Here is a 17,764-nt window from a genome sequence, read left to right on the forward strand (position 1 = left end):
ATAAGGGCCTAATAAAAGCGATACGCTAACGTGACTTTTTTCATGCGCTCTGGTGGTATAGTCAGGTCTTGGTGGGTTGTTAATATTACGCAGCCGCCATTATCAGCATGTTGTAAAAATAATTGCTCTAACTTTTCCACCCCTAGCTTATCAATAGCGGTAAATGGCTCGTCTAAGATCCATATTTTTGCCCGACTTTGCCATAAACGTGCTAGGGCAATGCGGCGATGTTGGCCAGCGCTTAAGTGTGAGGCTAGTGCATCTTCAAAGCCTAGTAAGCTGACCTCAGCTAAGGTGCGCTCTGCGTTTTTGTTGTTGATACCATGTAAATTCAGATTAAACTCAAGGTTTTCTAGTGCAGTCATTTCACCTTTAACGCCAGGTAAATGCCCTAAATACAGAAGATTTTCATGAAAGTTTTCCCGCTGCTGGCTTATGTTTTCAGTTTGAAAATAAACGGCTCCCTCGTATGGCTGCGAAAGCCCAGCTAAGATGCGTAATAAACTGGTTTTACCTGAGCCGTTTGGTCCTTCAATTTGCACTATGTCGCCGGCTGAAATCGAAATGTTAAGTTGTTCAAATAACATGCGCTCTTCACGAATGCAGGTTAGATTCACCGCACTTAATAAACAAGTGTCGGTTTGGTTAGCGTCTTGAGTTGTTGAGTTTAGGTTTAACACACGGCTTCACTTAACAGTTAGGTATAGGTCGATATCGCGCAAATAATAACGTACTTATAATGCGCAAGTTTTGACTTATGTCACTATATTTTAACTTTCATCACAGTAAACTGGCGCTATGATACTATATCGAGCTGCAAAGACCAGTAACTTACCTTGGCTTGCTAAATTTATTCATTGCGCACAGCTTGCGCTGGCATGTTTAACCTCGTTTGACGCGAAATAAAAAGCATCAAGCTCTGATGTAGCGCAATTCCTTTACTCTGGCAATTAGGATAATATGGCGGCCAAACTCGCCGCAAAGGAAAGAATATGAAGCATTTATCTGTGTTGGTACTATTAGTGTTGGTGTTTAGTGTTATACCGGCACAGGCGTCATCGCCAAAGCAGGCCACAAACCCGTGTTTAGCGTTTATGCAGCACAGCGAGAAAAAACTCCATGCTAGCGAAATGTTAGATTTATGTCAGTTAACCGCAGGCAAGCCAATATTAATTGTTAATACCGCCAGTCACTGTGGTTTTACCCCGCAATTTACTGCCCTTGAAGCAATACATAAAGAGTATCAAGCACAAGGTTTAGTGGTGATAGGTTTCCCGTCTGATGACTTTTTTCAAGAAGAGGATGATGAAAAAGATACCGCCAATATTTGTTTCGTCAATTATGGGGTTACCTTTACCATGCTAGCACCGGTTCACGTTTGGGGGAGTAATGCGCATCCTATTTTTAAATATTTAGCCGAGCGAAGCACAGCACCTAAGTGGAATTTTTACAAATATTTGATCAGTGCGAACGGTAAAAGCGTACAACATTTTAATAGTCGAGTAAGCCCAGATTCTGCAGCGTTTATCGATGCCATTAACGACATTTTATAGAGAGTATTTATGTCAAGATACGAAGGTCAAAGTAAAGAGATTCATAATTTCAGCAAAAAAACGGCGGTGTTGTTGACCAACTTAGGTACGCCAGACAGTCCAACCGCTGGAGCATTAAGGCGTTATTTACGCGAGTTTTTGTCTGACCCTCGGGTGGTAGAAATTCCACGCTTAATTTGGTGGTTCATTTTACATGGTATTATTTTACGCGTGCGTCCAAAAAAATCTGCCAAGTTATATGAAAGCATATGGACTGAACAAGGCTCACCCTTGTTAGTGATCAGCCAACAGCAAAAAGCCAAAGTGGCCAAGCTACTGTCAGAAAAATATGGTGATACGGTCGTGGTTGATGTGGCGATGCGCTATGGCAAGCCGTCAATTAGCAACGCCTTAGCAAACTTTCAGGCGCAAGGCGTGGATAATATTATCGTACTGCCTTTGTATCCCCAGTACGCTGGCCCTACCACGGGTTCAACCTTTGACGCTGTGTTTAATAAAATCAAAACTTGGCGCTGGATCCCAAGCGTACACTTTCTCAGTAGCTATCATGATCAAGCTTTATACATCAAAGCATTAGCGGCGAGTATTAAGCGCCATATTGAAAATCATGGTAAGCCAGACAAGTTGGTGTTGTCGTATCACGGCATGCCAAAGCGTTTTCTAGAGCAGGGCGATCCCTATTATTGCTTTTGCCATAAAACGACGCGTTTAGTGGTTGAAGCTTTGGGTTTTGCAGAAGATGATTATGTCATGACCTTTCAATCGCGCTTTGGTAAAGCAGAATGGCTCAAGCCGTATACAGATGAAACCTTAGCTGAGTTAGCAAAGGCGGGTGATAAGCATGTGGCGATTATTAGCCCAGCATTTAGCGCCGACTGTTTAGAAACCTTAGAAGAGTTGGTGCATGAAAACCGCGACATATTTATCAATGCCGGCGGCGAAAAATACCATTATATTGCCGCACTTAATGATGATGATTTACATATTGCGGCTTTGCTTGAGTCGATTGAGCCGCATATCAATCAGAGTGAATAAATTTAGCTATTGATAGCAAAGCTATTCATTGCGTTAATAAACACTAGCGATAAATTAGACACAAAAAAACGAAACCCTAGGTTTCGTTTTTTGGTTTTATCGTTAGACTGAGCTAAAGATTAAGAAGCAACTACGTTCTCTGCTTCTGGGCCTTTTTGGCCTTGTTTTACACTGAAAGTCACGGTTTGACCGTCAGCTAAGGTGCGGAAACCGTCACCAGAGATTGCACTGAAGTGAACAAACACGTCAGGGCCATTTTCTTGTTCGATGAAACCGAATCCTTTTGATTCGTTAAAAAATTTTACTTTACCAGTTACTGTATCAGACATACCAACATTTCTCGCAGGTCAAAAATTAAAATTTAGCCAACATGGCCATATACGGAGTAAATGCCCTCTACCCAAAAGTACAGACAGAGAAAGGTTTCCAGTAACACATATTAAAGCGCCTAGGCTGATCACAAGCTTTTTAGACTCGTTGATCTCTCCTTCTCCCGAAACGCAAAAACTCAACGCCGGATCATATTAACACAATAAAAAATAGGAATCTCTATAAAATACAAAGATTATTGGAGTTTTTTGCCGATAAAAAAAGCCAGCTAAATAACTGGCTTTTATAGGTTTTTTGCAATTTACAGCTTAAAGCAGTGCAATTTCTTCTCGCTGGTCAACCATTTTGGCTAAGCGAGATTCTGCATCGGCTAATTTGGCCTTTTCTTTATCAATGACAGCAGCTGGCGCTTTACTGACAAAGTTTTCATTACTCAACTTACCACGCACCCGATCCGTTTCTTTGCTCAGTTTATCAATCGCTTTTGCTAAACGGTTTAATTCAGCGTCTTTATCAATTAAGCCAGCCATCGGAATTAATACCGACAACTCGCCGATCACAGCGGTAGCCGATGCTGGCGCTTTTTCATCAATAGCTAAAACATCAATACTGGCTAATTTTGCTAAGGCGCTGATAAATTGTTGGTTTTCATTAAGACGACGTTGATCATTGGCATCAACATTTTTTAACAATACCGGTAATGGCTTGCTTGGCGCGATATCCATTTCACCGCGAATATTGCGAATGGCAATAATAAACTGCTTCACCCACTCTAAGTCGTCAATGGCGGTTTGATCGTACTGGCTAGCATCAAACTGCGGGAACGCTTGTACCATAATGCTATCACCGGTTTTTTCAAACTCACTCAACGGCACCACACGTTGCCAAATGGTTTCGGTAATATAGGGCATAATTGGGTGCATTAGGCGTAATAAGTTTTCTAATACATTTACTAAGGTATGGCGCGTGCCGCGTTGTTGTGCCTCAGTACCTTTAAATAATACTGGCTTAGTTAGCTCTAAGTACCAGTCACAAAATTGATGCCAAGTAAATTCATACAGCGCTTGTGAGGCAAGGTCAAAGCGAAAGCTGTCAAAGGCTTGATGCACGGTTTTAACCGTTTGTTGAAACTGCCCTAATATCCAGCGATCGGCCAATGACAGCTCAAGTTCAGCAGTTGCTGATGTGCGACCACAATCATGTTGCTCAGTGTTCATTAACACATAACGACTGGCATTCCATAACTTATTACAAAAGTTACGGTAGCCTTCAAGGCGTTTCATGTCCCAGCTAATATCACGACCGGTTGAGGCAACTGAGGTTAAGGTAAAGCGCAATGCATCAGTACCGTGTGCTTCTATTCCGTCAGGGTATTCTTTCTTGGTTAGCTTGGTAATTTTCTTCGCCAATTGTGGCTGCATCATATTACCGGTACGCTTGGCTAATAAGTCATCTAAACTAATGCCGTCAATCATATCCAGTGGGTCAACCACATTGCCTTTTGACTTACTCATTTTATCACCGTTTTCATCACGGATCAGACCGGTAACATACACTTTTTTAAACGGCACTTGCGCTTGGCCTTGTTCATCTTTGATAAAGTGCATGGTCATCATGATCATGCGCGCCACCCAGAAGAAAATAATATCAAAGCCAGTAACCAAAACGTCGGTTGAGTGGAATTTCTTTAAATCTGCTACGTTGTTAGGCCAGCCTAAAGTGGAAAAGGTCCATAGTGCTGATGAAAACCAAGTATCTAATACGTCATTGTCTTGGCTTAGGTTGACCTCAGCGGCTAGCTTGTGTTTTGCACGCACTTCAGCTTCGCTGCGACCCACATACACTTTACCTGCTTCGTCATACCAAGCAGGAATACGATGCCCCCACCACAACTGACGTGAAATACACCAGTCTTGAATATCACGCATCCAAGCAAAGTACATGTTTTCGTACTGCTTAGGGACAAACTCGATATCACCATTTTCAACCGCAGCAACAGCTGGCGCGGCTAAGGGCGCGGTACGCACATACCATTGGTCGGTAAGTAATGGCTCAATAATAACACCCGAGCGATCACCGTATGGTGCCACTAAATCATGCTCTTTCACCTCGACTAATAAGCCAAGCTCATCAAAGGCCGCGACAATTGCTTTACGGGCAACAAACCGGTCCATACCGGCAAATTCAGCTGGTAACTTAGGGCAGTAAGCATCAGATTTTTCACCGTTATTGCTATACACTTCGGCTTGCGCGAGTAAAGCGGCATTTTTATCTAATATATTGATTAATGGTAAGTTGTGGCGTTTACCCACTTCGTTATCATTAAAGTCATGAGCTGGGGTAATTTTCACACAGCCGGTGCCTTTTTCCATATCGGCATGTTCATCACCCACTATCGGAATTAAGCGATCCACTAGCGGTAGCAACACCTGTTGCCCGATCAAGTCTTTATAGCGAGCATCGTTTGGATTGACCGCAACACCAGTATCACCTAATACGGTTTCAGGGCGGGTGGTGGCAACCACTAAATAGTCTTTACCATCGGCGGTTTTTGCGCCATTAGCCAGCGGGTAACGCAAGTGCCACATGTGACCTTTTTTGTCTTTATTTTCCACTTCTAAGTCGGAGATAGCAGTATGAAACTTAGGGTCCCAGTTGACTAAGCGCTTACCGCGATAGATGAGATCATCTTCAAACAAGCGCACAAACACTTCTTGTACCGCTTCAGACATACCTTCGTCCATGGTAAAGCGCTCACGAGACCAATCGATGGAGTTGCCTAAACGGCGCATTTGCTGGCCAATAGTACCGCCAGACTCTTCTTTCCATTGCCAAATTTTGTCGATAAACCCTTCTCGGCCATAGTCGTGACGTGTTTTCTCTTCTTCTGCGGCAATTTTGCGCTCAACCACCATTTGCGTGGCAATACCTGCATGGTCACAGCCGGTTTGCCATAAGGTGCTTTTACCTTGCATACGTTGGTAACGAATTAAGGTATCCATAATGGTTTGCTGAAACGCATGCCCCATGTGCAAGCTGCCCGTGACATTCGGTGGTGGAATGGCAATGCAGTAACCGTCGTCTGCACTGCTTGGGCTAAAGTAACCTTGTTCTTCCCAGCTTTTATACAGGGCTTGTTCAATGTCGGCGGGGGTAAATGTTTTTTCCATCAGATTTTCCGTCAGAAGATATTTAACTTGGTGTATTGATAGTTTGTGCTGAGGTGGCAACTTGGTGCGCAACAGTAAAACCCCATTGACGACACGTACGAAAGCGATTACGCGCTTGCTCTTTTAGGGTTTCATCACGAGGAACAAAATCTATCAAATGTGAAAATTGGCCAGCAAAATTGGGTACATTACTGGTTAGGTTGATCAATACAGCGCGCCGGTTAGTGGGCGCTTGCCAGCTTATTTCAACCGCGGCACCTTGTTTTGGGCCTTCGCCTATTAAATTGTGCGGCACAAAACTGTCAGCTTCAAATGCCCAGAGCATTTCATCAATTTCATGGGCAGTTTGCTGATCTTGGGTATAGATAAATACCCGCTGATTTTGCCGATAAAAATGTGCCGCTTGCAAACAAGCATAATGCAGGTGTAACTGTTGTTCAGCTACACCTGGCACGGCACTTTGCGGTTCGATACTGTAAAACATGGCTTGGGTTTGCATAAGTTATCCGCTGTAAGCTCAGTATCTGCTATTCGCCTTGCTCAGCACCCGAGCGATTAAGCAAAAATTGCGTTAACATGCTCACCGGACGACCTGTTGAGCCTTTGTTTTTGCCGCCGCGCCATGCGGTGCCAGCAATATCTAAGTGTGCCCAATGATATTTTTTGGTGAATTTAGACAAGAAACATGCTGCGGTAATGGTGCCCGCTTCTTTGCCGCCTAGGTTGGTAAAGTCAGCAAATGGGCTTTCAAGTTGCTCTTGGTAGTCATCCCATAGTGGTAAGCGCCAAGCACGATCGCCACTTTGCTCCGAGGCATTGAGTAATTCGTGGGCAAGCGGGTTATGGTTACTCATTAAGCCCGTGGCATGGGCGCCTAACGCCACCACACACGCACCAGTTAAGGTGGCAACGTCAATCACCAGCTCTGGTTCAAATCGCTCAACATAGGTCAGGGCGTCACACAGCACTAACCGGCCTTCGGCATCAGTATTGAGCACTTCCACGGTTTGGCCTGACATAGTGGTTAAAATGTCGCCTGGGCGATAGGCATTGCTGCTGGGCATGTTTTCACAGCCGGCTAATACCCCAATAACATTAATCGGTAATTGTAACTCAGCTAAGGCATGCATTGCCCCTAAGACACCGGCTGCGCCGCCCATGTCATATTTCATTTCATCCATACCAGCGCCGGGCTTTAAGGAAATACCACCACTGTCAAAGGTTAACCCTTTACCTACTAGAACCAAAGGCTTGCTATCGTCAGCAGCGCCATTATATTTAATGATACTCATTAATGATTCGTTCGCTGAGCCGCGACCAACCGCTAAATAAGAGCCCATACCAAGCTCGGCCATTTCTTGCTCGTCAACGACTTGCGTGCTGATATTGCTATAGTCGTTTTCCAAAATACGCGCTTGCTCTGCTAAATACGCCGGGTTACAAATGTTTGGCGGCATATTGGCGACATTTTTACAGGTGCTGATACCTTCGGCAATGGCGAGGCCATGACTGATTGCACGCTCGCCTATTGGCAGTTCGCGGCGCGTGGGGACATTAAACACAATTTTACGCAATGGGCGGCGTGGCTCTTCTTTGCGGGTTTTAAGGCTGTTAAAGCTGTATAAACAGTCTTGCGTGGCTTCGATCGCTTGACGAACTTTCCAGTAAGTGTCGCGGCCTTTAACGTGCAACTCAGATAAAAAGCATACTGCTTCCATAGAACCAGTTTCATTTAAAGTATTAATAGTTTTACTGATAATTTGACGATATTGGCGCTCGTCTAATTCACGTTCTTTTCCGCAACCAACTAATAAAACGCGCTCACTTAAGATATTTGGCACATGGTGTAATAACAACATTTGCCCCGACTTACCTTCAAGGTCGCCACGGCGCAATAAATTGCTAATATAGCCTTCACTGATCTCATCGAGTTGCTCAGCGATAGCCGATAAACGTCGTGGTTCAAAAACGCCGACAACAATACATGCGCTACGTTGTTTTTCTGGGCTGCCACTTTTTACACTGAACTCCATGATGTCTCCTAATTTGACTAAAATCAGCATATTTTATGGTAAATATACTAATTAACTTGCTAAAAACAGTAAATAATCGCTAAGCTAGCTTTTAAATACATTCAGCTAAAGGCTATAATTATAGACGCATTGCAGCGAATTTCCTGATTAGCTGATATTTAATTAATGCTTAAAATGACAAGTTTACTGAAAAAAAGCCTGTATGTCAGGAAAAACTAAGTTTTTATAGGATCACTTTGTGATTATATTTCGTTATTTACTGAAAGAAGTAGCTAAAACGCAATTAGCGGTATTTCTTGTCATCATGACAATTTTTATCAGCAATAAATTTGTTCGTGTGCTTGATGATGCCTCAGAAGGCGGAATTCCAGGTCATTTAGTGATGACTTTTATCGGTTTAAAAATACCCGATCTTGCCGGTATGATCTTACCCTTGAGCTTTTTTCTCGGAGTATTGTTGGCCTATGGCCGCATTTATGCTGAAAACGAAATGACGGTTTTGCATGCCTGTGGAGTAAGTGAATGGTACGTGGTGCGGGTGACGTTAATTTTGGGCGTGGTTACCGCTATTATTACCGGCATGTTCACCCTGTATTTATCACCAATGGCAGCAGAGTATGAATACCAAGTCAAAGATCAACTGGCGGCCGACTCTGGCTTAAGTTCGTTAATTGCGGGGCGCTTTCAAACCACAGGCAATAAAAAAGCCGTGGTGTTTATTCATGAAAAAAATCGTGACGACAATACCTTTGAAAAAGTGTTTGTTGCGCAATTACCCGATCAAAACATACCTGAGGCCAGTATTATCGACTCTAGCCTAGTGTATGCTGCCACAGGTCAAGTGGTGGAAGAAGAGACAGGTTCGCAGCGTTTAATATTATCGGCCGGCACCCGTTACCAAAATGATATCCATAATCAAGAATTTCGTCAGGTGGCGTTCGATAAGTACTATATTCAAATTCAAGACCAAAAAGTGGCGCATAAACGTCGCAAACTTAGCGCCATTCCTACCCATGAGTTGTATCAAGATCACAGCCCTGAAACCAGTGCCGAAAGCCAGTGGCGTATCGCCTTTCCCTTAGCATGTATTATCATGACCCTAGTGGCAGTGCCGTTAAGTGTGGTAAACCCGCGTCAAGGTAAATTTGGCAAAATGCTGCCGGCTTTGCTGTTATTTTTAAGTTACTTTTTATTGTTAACCGCAATTCGCTCAGGCATAGAAAAAGGCTCAGTACCTCAAAGTGTCGGCTTATGGCCGGTACACTTGATTGTGCTGATCCTGGGCGCTAGTTTATTGGTAAAAGGCCGAAAAAGTGGTCGCAAACTGAAAGCAAAAATCGTAAAAAACAAGGTGGCTGGCTAAATGCGTATTCTTGACTTGTATATTGGTCGAGTGATCGCCTCGACCACCTTTTTGACCTTAGCCGTCTTTGTTAGCTTAAGCGGTATCATCAAGTTTGTTGAGCAAATGAAGTCGGTTGGTAAAGGTGACTATGATTTAGCGCATGCCGCGCTTTATGTGCTATATGCTATTCCGCAAGATGTGTCGTTATTTTTTCCGATGTCGGCGTTAATTGGTGGCTTAATTGGCATGGGCGCTATGGCCAGCAGCAGTGAGTTAGTTGTAATGCAGGCTGCAGGCTTATCACGACTTGATATTATTAAGTCGGTGATGAAGTCTGCGCTATTGCTTATTTTGGTGAGTATGGCCGTGGGTGAGTGGTTAGCACCGCAAGGTGAAGCGGCAGCACGGCAAGTGCGCGCACAGGCTATTTCAGGCGGCAGCTTGATTTCGTCAACCGCAGGTACCTGGGCAAAAGATGGCGATTACTTTGTCCATATTGGTGAGGTGCGAGATCAAGGCACCTTGAAAAACGTGCAAATTTACCGTTTTAATGAGCAACTTAAGCTCTCTAGTTGGGTATCTGCGCAAAGCGCTGTGTATCAAAAAGAGTCTTGGCAATTACGCGATGTGGTTGAAACCGTGATCACCGCGCAAGAAATTATTAAGACCAGTCAACCGATTATGTCATGGAGCTCAACGTTAACCCCCGACAAATTAGGCGTGGTAACGGTAAAACCTGAGTCGTTATCGTTGCGTGGGTTAAATGATTATTTAGATTACCTTGACGCCAACAAGCAAGATCCGAGTCGTTATTTGTTGGCCTTTTGGCGCAAAATAGCGCAACCCATCACCTTAGCGGTGATGTTATTGGTGGCACTGTCTTTTATTTTTGGGCCGTTACGCTCAGTGTCAATGGGCGCAAGAATTATGATGGGTGTGGCAACCGGTATTTTATTCTTTATTGTCAACGAAGTCCTTGGCTCGCTGAGTTTGGTTTATCAGCTGCCAGCCATGTTTGGCGCTTTTATGCCCAGCATTATTTTTACCATGATCGCGGTTTATTTCTTGAAAAAACGCGCCGCCTAAGCATCTGTAATGTGAGGCGGAACAAAGGTTATTAAGTGCGCGGTAAACATCATAAACGGGACTTTAAAGTCGACCGCGATTCGCCGCTAAGGTTAATAATACGACTTCGGTGTTGGTTAGCCTATCTTGTAGGCTTAACATGTTTTTTCTATCGACTAAGACAGTTAAATTGCCTAACCCCAACAACGTGGGCAGTAAGCGTTTAAGACCCGTGCTTTTGCTAATTAAGCTACCATCGTGGTTTTGTACTCGTAAACGCCACGCCTTCATGCCTAAGGTTTGACCGCTTTTTGCCCAAAACCAGACAAAGAAAAACCCAACCCAACTGAGCTTCCACAGCTCATTAGGCCACAGCAGCCAGGGGGTATGAGTAATGGTATCACTTAAATGCTGATAGCCCTGTAAATCAAACACCCGCCAATGCACTAATAATGAAATGATTAAAAATGAAATCGCGCCCGCGGTCATGTAGACGGCAATCGCCAGTAAAGCATCATAAATCCACGAGGCAAAACGACGCCTAAAACCGGCACGTGGAAAACTAGATTGAGAAATAAACGACATAAGCTGACCCGAAAAAATTTTGCCTTAGTTTAACAAAAGCAAAACTAAAGTATAAGCTTAATGTCTTAAGCCAACTTAGACAAAACGATAATAGTAAGCGCACAATAATTCAGCGCATGGCAACGAAAGCCGCTATCGCTGCTTATTAATTAAGCGATAAGTTTAGTTGTTGCTTTTGTTAACTGCGACGTTTTATCAGCGTTAGCCTGTTGCTGCACAAATAAGCAGCACTCAAACCAGAATTAAAGAAAAACTATTGCCAATAGGCGTTTTTCTCGTATAATGCCTGCCATCCTAGACAGTGTTTAGCATGATTAACTGCTCAATTAGTTTAATCAGCTATTGATCTTGTTTGGATAAATGAGTATGTAAAGAAGCAGCTTTTAATAGATAAAATCTACTTCTTTGCATACTAACATGTGTGCTACAGCCCTTTGCCGGAGTGGTGGAATTGGTAGACACGACGGATTCAAAATCCGTTGCCTTCGGGCGTGACGGTTCAAGTCCGTCTTCCGGTACCATTATATGAAAGCCCTGTCCTTAATCGGATGGGGCTTTTTTATGACGTTTTTTCCGTCAAATAATCACGCTTTAGTGATAGGTATTGCACGAAATGCGCAGCTGCTGAGTATAGTATCTAACAGAGCTTAGTTGGCTAGTCGCTGCGGCATTGGCTCGATAGCACTAGACTTTTCATTACTCTATCGTGGTATTGTTTAACGAGTAATTCCACACTTTATAAAAGTAAAAAGCATAACCTAAACCTAAGGTGATTAAAGAGATTATAATCCAGAGGATGACATGACCAATATTGCCAAACATATCGGTGTGACAGGTCATTTTTCTTGGGTTGCCATTTTCATCAATTAACTGTGAGCGGTTAATAATAAACTTAGAAAATGAATAAGGAAAAAAGAACGCGCCAATACCAAAAGTTATCAATATTATAATAAACCAAAGTATTAAATGGCCGAGTATATCTATAGTGCCTACGTCTGCCTGAATTTTCATAGTGACTCCTTGCTATGAGCGTGATTGATTCAATAACTGTTGCGTGCATTATGCACTTGTTTGTTTAATAATAGAGATAACCATCATGTCATGATCACTCAAAAATTCAATAAGGCTTTGTTAATTAAGCTGCTTTGCACGTCATTTTCGTCTTTGTTGCTCACTGATTGACTTTCGTTTAAGGGTTTTCAGTGCTGGTGTTACCTTTAAATAAATTAAAGCTGCGCAGCAGTAATGGCGTTAAACTTAATACGCCAGTAAGTATTGCCATCAGCGACTCTATCGCTTCGCTGGCCGAATAAGCTAAGACAGCTATTGCTACTAACACTAAGGTAAATAATGGAATGCGCACATATTGCCAGTTACTTTCCATGGCCGCCTGTAACCAAGATGCCACCACAGTATCGCTTTCTGCCGATAAAACAAAACGTTTAAAGCTTTGGTTAATTAAATGCCAACCATTATCTTGATAGATATAACCACGGCGTATTAGGTGCTCCAGCGGCTCTATATTACTGGGATTGGGGGCATAACCATTGGCGAGTTGAATTAACAATAATCGCTCTGCCTTGGTGCAGAGCTCCCAACGATAACGGTAACTTGCACCCGAATTGGCATTGAAAAATTCAATAATTTGCTCTGAGCTCCAATAGCGGTTAATTGATTGCGCTAATAGTGCGTCTTGCTGTGTTACTGGCACTAAATTGCCTTGTTGATCGTAAAGCTGGCCATCACGCAGTGAATACTCAGTGTTTTTAGTTGCCATGTGATAGTCGTAAAAGTCTTGTTGTAAGCGCTGGCATTCAGGCCATGAGTTGGCTTCGTGCGCTAACACTTGCGCACTACTAGCATTGCTTGGGCAAGCGCTACGCGCTATTGGCGTCCAGTCATAAAACTTGACAAAGCGCTTCATTAATCGCGCCCAGCGTACGGTTTCATCACTGTTGGCATAGTCGCTCGTGGCGAGTGTGTTGGGGTAGGCTGCTTGTTTTGTTAGCCGGTATAATGGGGTTATATCGGCAAGCAATATAATGTTGACATTGCCAAGCGCTACTAAATACTCAAGTATCTCTAGCGCTTTTATACGCTGCTGGGCATTTAAAGCCACCATTTCTAAACGTTTTATAATCACAGTTTTAGCTTGGCTGTTGTTATTAACGTTTAATATGTTTTTTACTATGTATTCAATGTTTTGATTACAATCAGTGAGTTGGCTAACCGCAATCGCGCGATCGCTAGTTAACGCCAAATTGTTGACCTGTTGATGGTAGGGATTTTTTTCTTCGCTTGAAAAATAGTTAAACAATTGCCGTGTGGGCCTGATTATTTGCACAAAACGGCCGTGATGGTGCTGAGGGTCGGTGATGGCTAAATGTTTGAATAGCAACTTCACTTTTTCTGCGGTGCTTTGTTTATTGCTGTCGTTGAGACGGAAGTTAGCCGGCACATTAGTGCCAATTAAGCGTTTACTGAGCCAATGTCGAATTAACCAATATAAGCAGGCCATCGCCAATACTACGGAAAGTACCGTGCTCGCCAAGTTCTGCCATAAAGCATTGAGTAGTATGCGGTTATGCTTGCGGGAGAAATGAAAGCGCCATTCAAAATCATTTTCTTCTAACGCACTTAACAGCCAGGTTTGCTGCGCAAAGGGAAAGTTAAGGGGAATAAGGTGCCAAACAATATCAAAAACATTGTTATTTACTGTCTGCGTATTGGCTTTAACTAAATTGCCAAACCAAAACGTAGTGCCGAGTAAATCTTGCTCGTCACTATTACAAGTAATGGCGCGTGTGGGCGTTGCGGCTGTTGCTTGGGCGCCTAAATAACAAGGCAGGGTATTAGGGTTTAAGTGAAAAACACTGTCTTTGTCTAACACTAGCTCATAGTAGTTTTTATGCGTTGCCGTGAGTTGGGCTTGTGATTTATGCAAATGCATGGCTTGTAGCACGGCATATTTTTCTAGGTAATAGCCGGCCGAGGCCATTGACAGTAAAACCGCCGGCGTTGCAAAGGCATAGATGATCAACGCCAATACATAGCCGTTATAGGCTCGATTGCCGGTATTGGTATAGTGATTTAGCGACTTATCTTGATGATGACTATTGGGCTTGGTGGCGATAATTTGTTGATATAATAAAAAAATTACCGTGGCGCTGAAGCTTAGCATTATGGCCAAAACAAGTAATGACGGCAATTGTGGCGCGAACTTTTCTAGCAAAATATACAGGCTTAATTGTAAGAGGCTTGCAAGTATTAAAGCAATGGCAAAGCTTTGGTAGCGCGGTTGAATTTTATCGTTAAACCAGCACAGTTGTTGCAAAAAGCGCTTGTTGGTTAATAGCGTAATCAGCACATAAAGCGTAACAACAAGCAACATAAAACAACTGATGGCGGTAAAAACCGTGAGCATGTTTAACGTGCGCAGCTGTGACTTGTCGTAAAATACTGCCAGTGTCCAGGGGACATTTTTTGCCAATCGACCCGCCCTAAAATGATGGGTTTTGCCGCGGTATGAGCTGGTAAATGAGCTTTCTTCTGGCGTTAAATTGGCGTTCTCTACCAGCTTCAATAGCTTGGTGTTGTTGTCGGTTTCGATATAAATATTTTCTAGCAGACTGCGCTCATCATCACTATGAAAAAGTACCTCGCCAGTGGCGTTGTCAAACACTAAAAAGCCAAATCCACTGGGCAGCAAAGGCGCAAAAAAGCTTTGTACTCGGGTGCCAAAGGTTAAAATTGCTTTGTTACTTGCAATCGTTTTTTCAAAGAGCGGGATAGATAATTGCGTGGTTTTGCGGCTGTCTCGCACGTTGAAAATCCGCTGCATATACAGCTGTTGTTGACACGCTTGTAGCTTTATTTGTGCACTGCTATCGATAAACGTCATGGGCCAAGCATCGCAACGAATGGCGCGTTTAAAGTAGTCACGTTTGTTTAAGTCGATTTCTTTTTTGCGGTAAAGTTGCTTAGACGACCACAAAGCACTGCCATTAAATTTGCCACTTTCTGGCAAGATAAATAAATTTTCTAGAAAGTATGGCTGCTGTTGCTCGCTCAGCGATTTGTCACTAAAGAGTGCGTTGCTAACCGTGGCATTGTTGAGCTGAGCTATATTGCGATAGGCATACTGAGTTAAGGCGCTAACCTCATGTTTAAAATTGTGTCGAATAGCTTGGTGAATAGCTTTACTTTGTTGCGATACTTCGTGCTTTAAGTGTTGGTAAAAGGCATAGTCAAAAATCGCAATGGCGAGCATGGCCGCTAGTGCGCCTAAGCCGATAAACGCCCAATGTCGGTCAGCAAGCGAGAATGACTGCTGAACGGCTATCAAACGAATTTTTAGTAGCGGAATCAAAGCCATTAAAATAATTAGGCATAAAATACTGATCATTACTGCGGTATTAGAGATGCGTAATTTTTTACTCACCAAGGCAGATTTAGCAATAAAGCCCATTAAATACAGGGTGTCTAAATGCTGGTTGTTATCAAGATCAAAAACCTTGCCTTGATAGGGCGAAATAAACACCCGATAGTCTTGTCCTGAAATACTGACATCAATAAAGCCAGAATAGCCGGGTAGAATTTCACCATGGCGGGTGAGTTTAGACTCGCGCTGCTCGCTGCTTTCTCCTTGTGAATCAATGGACTTTTCTATGATTTGTTGGCTGTCAACTTGTTGCCCTGAGGTTTGAAAAAAGTTCGCTTCGGCGTTTTGTTGGCGCGCCAGTTTTTTCAAAATTTGCTTGGTTAAATCAAAGCCTAAGCCGTTTTGAAACGAGCCTAATTGACTATTATCTTTCCGCACTAGGCGCTTACCTTGTTGGTCGACAAGTAAAAGCAATGGGAAACGACTAATATTATTCCCCAGTAAGTCAACTAAGGGCACCGCTGTTAACGATTGTTGCTGTTGTTTTTGTTGGTTTTTATAAAAGTAAGCAACTTGGCGCTGTTGCTCCGCCGATAAAAACAAATTGAATTGATTTGGCCAAAGCTGCTTGGCCTGCGCAAAGTTGTCAATATTGGTGGTAAGAATTTGCGCATTTTTTAAGTAAGTTGACGATTGTAAGAGCTTTTCAAGGGTTTGCGGCTTAGTTAGCTCGGCGAGCTTGGTAAAATTTTTAGCACAAACATCAAGCGCCTTACTCGGTGCACCATTAATACAGTCGACCATTTGATTAAAAACCCGCTTTAGGTTTTCGTAAAAAACTTTGAAATCTTTGGACTCTTCAAATACCGCTTTATCCGTAAAAGATAGCTGCTTTTGATAGCCCTCAAGCTGGCGCAATAAGTCGTGCTTATGTTGAGTTAACGCTTGCTGTTTTTCTTCGATAGAGACCCGAAAACCAGTTAATTTACGGCTAATATCCTCACTTAAATAGCTAAGCGCTTGATCGTTCGCAACCGCTTTTTTTATTCTGGCTTGGGCTAACTGGTCATGCGCGGCTTGGGCTTGGGCAATGGTAATGCTGTGCTGTTTAAGGGCGGTTAGGTTCTCGCGCACTTTCGCTTGTGTCGTCGTAAGTTTTAGCTGGTTGACCAGGTAGCGCAAAGCTTCCTGCTTGAGTTGATTTATTTGTTGGCTGTAGGCGATATCTTGCCGTAGTCGATTACGGTCACTTTGCCAGGACGCGGTATTTTTATTGTTACCATAAGTTTGCTGTTTTTTGAGCATGTCAGCGGGCATACTTTGTTGTTGCCTTGGCACTTGATGGTCACTTGCTAGCGAGCTAGTAAAGCTTTCACAAGCCCGTGGTGATTGCCAAATCAGCGCATTGTCACAAGCGAGTTTGCTCGCCAGTTCGGGCTCTTGACTAAGTTGCGTAACGCTTTTTTTTAACAAAGTACTGATGCGCGTTAGGTTGGCTTGCTCTGTTTTTAAGCTTTTTGTTAAGAGCTCGGCTTTAGCCATCATCGCTTGATGCTTGCTCGTGATGCGAGCAGTCAGTTCATTGATATCGACGTTTTGGTAAGCCTTAAACTCTAAATACTGCGCGAACAAATCATCAAACCATTGGCAAAACTCTTCGTCGATGTCACATTGCTCGCCTATGTAATCAATATCCTGTTCGTCATAGTTATCAATAAAGCTCACTAAGCTTTCAATGTAATCTTCATGTTGGTATTTACGCTCGCGCAATTGCTGTTGCTGCAACGCTATTTCTGCAGCCTTTTCGGTAAGCGCTGTTGCCAGTTGTGCTAAACCTTCGCTGTCAGGTAAGGTTATTGTCGCAGTGCTGCTGGTATTTTGGTTTCGAGCATTGTTGTCGCGCTCTTGCTCTAAGTCGGCAATAGCCTGTGCTAGCTTGTTTAATTCGGCCTGTGTTTTTCCATGTTCAGCGGCAAATTCTTCTAAAGCCGGCTTGATAAAACGATTAACTTTCTCGGCAATGCTTTGGTTATAGTTGTTGATTAACACAGTCACGGCATCTTCTTTTGCTACGGTAGCTAACTGGTTTAAACCATCGGTTAATGCCCGGCTAACTTCATTTAACTCACGAAAATGTAATTGGTTTTGATATGACTCATTTTCGTTAATTTGCACATAGTAGAAAAAGCCACTGGCCGTTAATGCCAATAACACACTAATAATGACCACAATTAATCCGGTAAAACGTTTCGAAGCTAACCGCATGG

General features: G+C 43.2%; 12 protein-coding genes and 1 tRNA gene. 5 read left to right on the forward strand and 8 right to left on the reverse strand.

Features of this window, described 5'->3' with window-relative positions:
- Nucleotides 1-8: 8 nt before the first annotated feature.
- On the reverse strand, nt 9-680 hold the full coding sequence (ccmA, locus tag B6K83_RS00350) for a cytochrome c biogenesis heme-transporting ATPase CcmA (RefSeq protein WP_233143762.1): 672 nt from the start codon (nt 678-680) through the stop codon (nt 9-11).
- A 312-nt stretch (nt 681-992) separates the two neighbouring features.
- On the opposite strand from ccmA, the gene B6K83_RS00355 reads away from it, so the two are divergent.
- Both B6K83_RS00355 and hemH read left to right on the forward strand, forming a co-directional pair.
- Nucleotides 993-1,553 (forward strand): glutathione peroxidase, encoded by a 561-nt coding sequence (locus B6K83_RS00355; protein WP_085282119.1) that lies wholly within the window; start codon nt 993-995, stop codon nt 1,551-1,553.
- 9 nt (nt 1,554-1,562) lie between these two features.
- Nucleotides 1,563-2,588, forward strand: coding sequence for a ferrochelatase (hemH, locus tag B6K83_RS00360; RefSeq protein ID WP_085282121.1), 1,026 nt, complete (start codon nt 1,563-1,565; stop codon nt 2,586-2,588).
- Between the two features lie 119 nt (nt 2,589-2,707).
- On the opposite strand, the gene B6K83_RS00365 is transcribed toward hemH, so the two are convergent.
- The 4 genes from B6K83_RS00365 to pepA form a co-directional block, all read right to left on the reverse strand.
- Nucleotides 2,708-2,917 carry a cold-shock protein gene (locus B6K83_RS00365; RefSeq protein WP_085282123.1) on the reverse strand — a complete coding sequence of 70 codons (210 nt, stop codon included), beginning with the start codon at nt 2,915-2,917 and terminating at the stop codon, nt 2,708-2,710.
- A gap of 309 nt (nt 2,918-3,226) precedes the next feature.
- A complete protein-coding gene (locus B6K83_RS00370) occupies nt 3,227-6,088 on the reverse strand; it encodes a valine--tRNA ligase (RefSeq protein ID WP_085282124.1) in 2,862 nt (953 codons plus the stop codon).
- Nucleotides 6,089-6,110: 22 nt separating this feature from the next.
- A complete protein-coding gene (locus tag B6K83_RS00375; protein ID WP_085282126.1) occupies nt 6,111-6,587 on the reverse strand; it encodes a DNA polymerase III subunit chi in 477 nt (158 codons plus the stop codon).
- Nucleotides 6,588-6,615: 28 nt separating this feature from the next.
- Complete coding sequence (gene pepA / locus B6K83_RS00380; RefSeq protein WP_085282127.1) at nt 6,616-8,121, reverse strand: leucyl aminopeptidase; 1,506 nt, start codon at nt 8,119-8,121, stop codon at nt 6,616-6,618.
- A gap of 238 nt (nt 8,122-8,359) precedes the next feature.
- Between pepA and lptF the strand changes: the two genes are divergently transcribed.
- Together lptF and lptG are read left to right on the forward strand one after the other, a co-directional pair.
- Nucleotides 8,360-9,484: an LPS export ABC transporter permease LptF gene (lptF, locus tag B6K83_RS00385; RefSeq protein ID WP_085282128.1), complete on the forward strand. Its 1,125-nt coding sequence runs from the start codon at nt 8,360-8,362 to the stop codon at nt 9,482-9,484.
- The gene (lptG, locus tag B6K83_RS00390) at nt 9,485-10,552 is read left to right on the forward strand and encodes an LPS export ABC transporter permease LptG (RefSeq protein WP_085282129.1); all 1,068 of its coding nucleotides are present in this window, start codon (nt 9,485-9,487) and stop codon (nt 10,550-10,552) included.
- A 63-nt stretch (nt 10,553-10,615) separates the two neighbouring features.
- On the opposite strand, the gene B6K83_RS00395 is transcribed toward lptG, so the two are convergent.
- On the reverse strand, nt 10,616-11,116 hold the full coding sequence (locus tag B6K83_RS00395) for an RDD family protein (RefSeq protein ID WP_085282131.1): 501 nt from the start codon (nt 11,114-11,116) through the stop codon (nt 10,616-10,618).
- 436 nt (nt 11,117-11,552) lie between these two features.
- Here B6K83_RS00395 and B6K83_RS00400 point away from each other — a divergent pair.
- Nucleotides 11,553-11,637 (forward strand) — tRNA-Leu (locus B6K83_RS00400).
- Between the two features lie 175 nt (nt 11,638-11,812).
- On the opposite strand, the gene B6K83_RS00405 is transcribed toward B6K83_RS00400, so the two are convergent.
- Nucleotides 11,813-12,127 carry a DUF6693 family protein gene (locus tag B6K83_RS00405; protein WP_085282133.1) on the reverse strand — a complete coding sequence of 105 codons (315 nt, stop codon included), beginning with the start codon at nt 12,125-12,127 and terminating at the stop codon, nt 11,813-11,815.
- A 178-nt stretch (nt 12,128-12,305) separates the two neighbouring features.
- Nucleotides 12,306-17,762, reverse strand: a complete 5,457-nt coding sequence (locus B6K83_RS00410) for a hypothetical protein (RefSeq protein WP_085282135.1) — start codon at nt 17,760-17,762, stop codon at nt 12,306-12,308.
- Nucleotides 17,763-17,764: the final 2 nt, after the last annotated feature.

It is taken from the genome of Colwellia chukchiensis, assembly GCF_002104455.1.
Taxonomy (GTDB): domain Bacteria; phylum Pseudomonadota; class Gammaproteobacteria; order Enterobacterales; family Alteromonadaceae; genus Cognaticolwellia; species Cognaticolwellia chukchiensis.

Bases quoted from the DNA above. Each gene is read 5' to 3' on its own strand.
- B6K83_RS00355 (WP_085282119.1), top strand. From the start codon at position 993: ATGAAGCATTTATCTGTGTTGGTACTATTAGTGTTGGTGTTTAGTGTT.
- hemH (WP_085282121.1), top strand. From the start codon at position 1,563: ATGTCAAGATACGAAGGTCAAAGTAAAGAGATTCATAATTTCAGCAAA.
- B6K83_RS00365 (WP_085282123.1), bottom strand. From the start codon at position 2,917: ATGTCTGATACAGTAACTGGTAAAGTAAAATTTTTTAACGAATCAAAA.
- B6K83_RS00370 (WP_085282124.1), bottom strand. From the start codon at position 6,088: ATGGAAAAAACATTTACCCCCGCCGACATTGAACAAGCCCTGTATAAA.
- B6K83_RS00375 (WP_085282126.1), bottom strand. From the start codon at position 6,587: ATGCAAACCCAAGCCATGTTTTACAGTATCGAACCGCAAAGTGCCGTG.
- pepA (WP_085282127.1), bottom strand. From the start codon at position 8,121: ATGGAGTTCAGTGTAAAAAGTGGCAGCCCAGAAAAACAACGTAGCGCA.
- lptG (WP_085282129.1), top strand. From the start codon at position 9,485: ATGCGTATTCTTGACTTGTATATTGGTCGAGTGATCGCCTCGACCACC.
- B6K83_RS00395 (WP_085282131.1), bottom strand. From the start codon at position 11,116: ATGTCGTTTATTTCTCAATCTAGTTTTCCACGTGCCGGTTTTAGGCGT.
- B6K83_RS00405 (WP_085282133.1), bottom strand. From the start codon at position 12,127: ATGAAAATTCAGGCAGACGTAGGCACTATAGATATACTCGGCCATTTA.
- B6K83_RS00410 (WP_085282135.1), bottom strand. From the start codon at position 17,762: ATGCGGTTAGCTTCGAAACGTTTTACCGGATTAATTGTGGTCATTATT.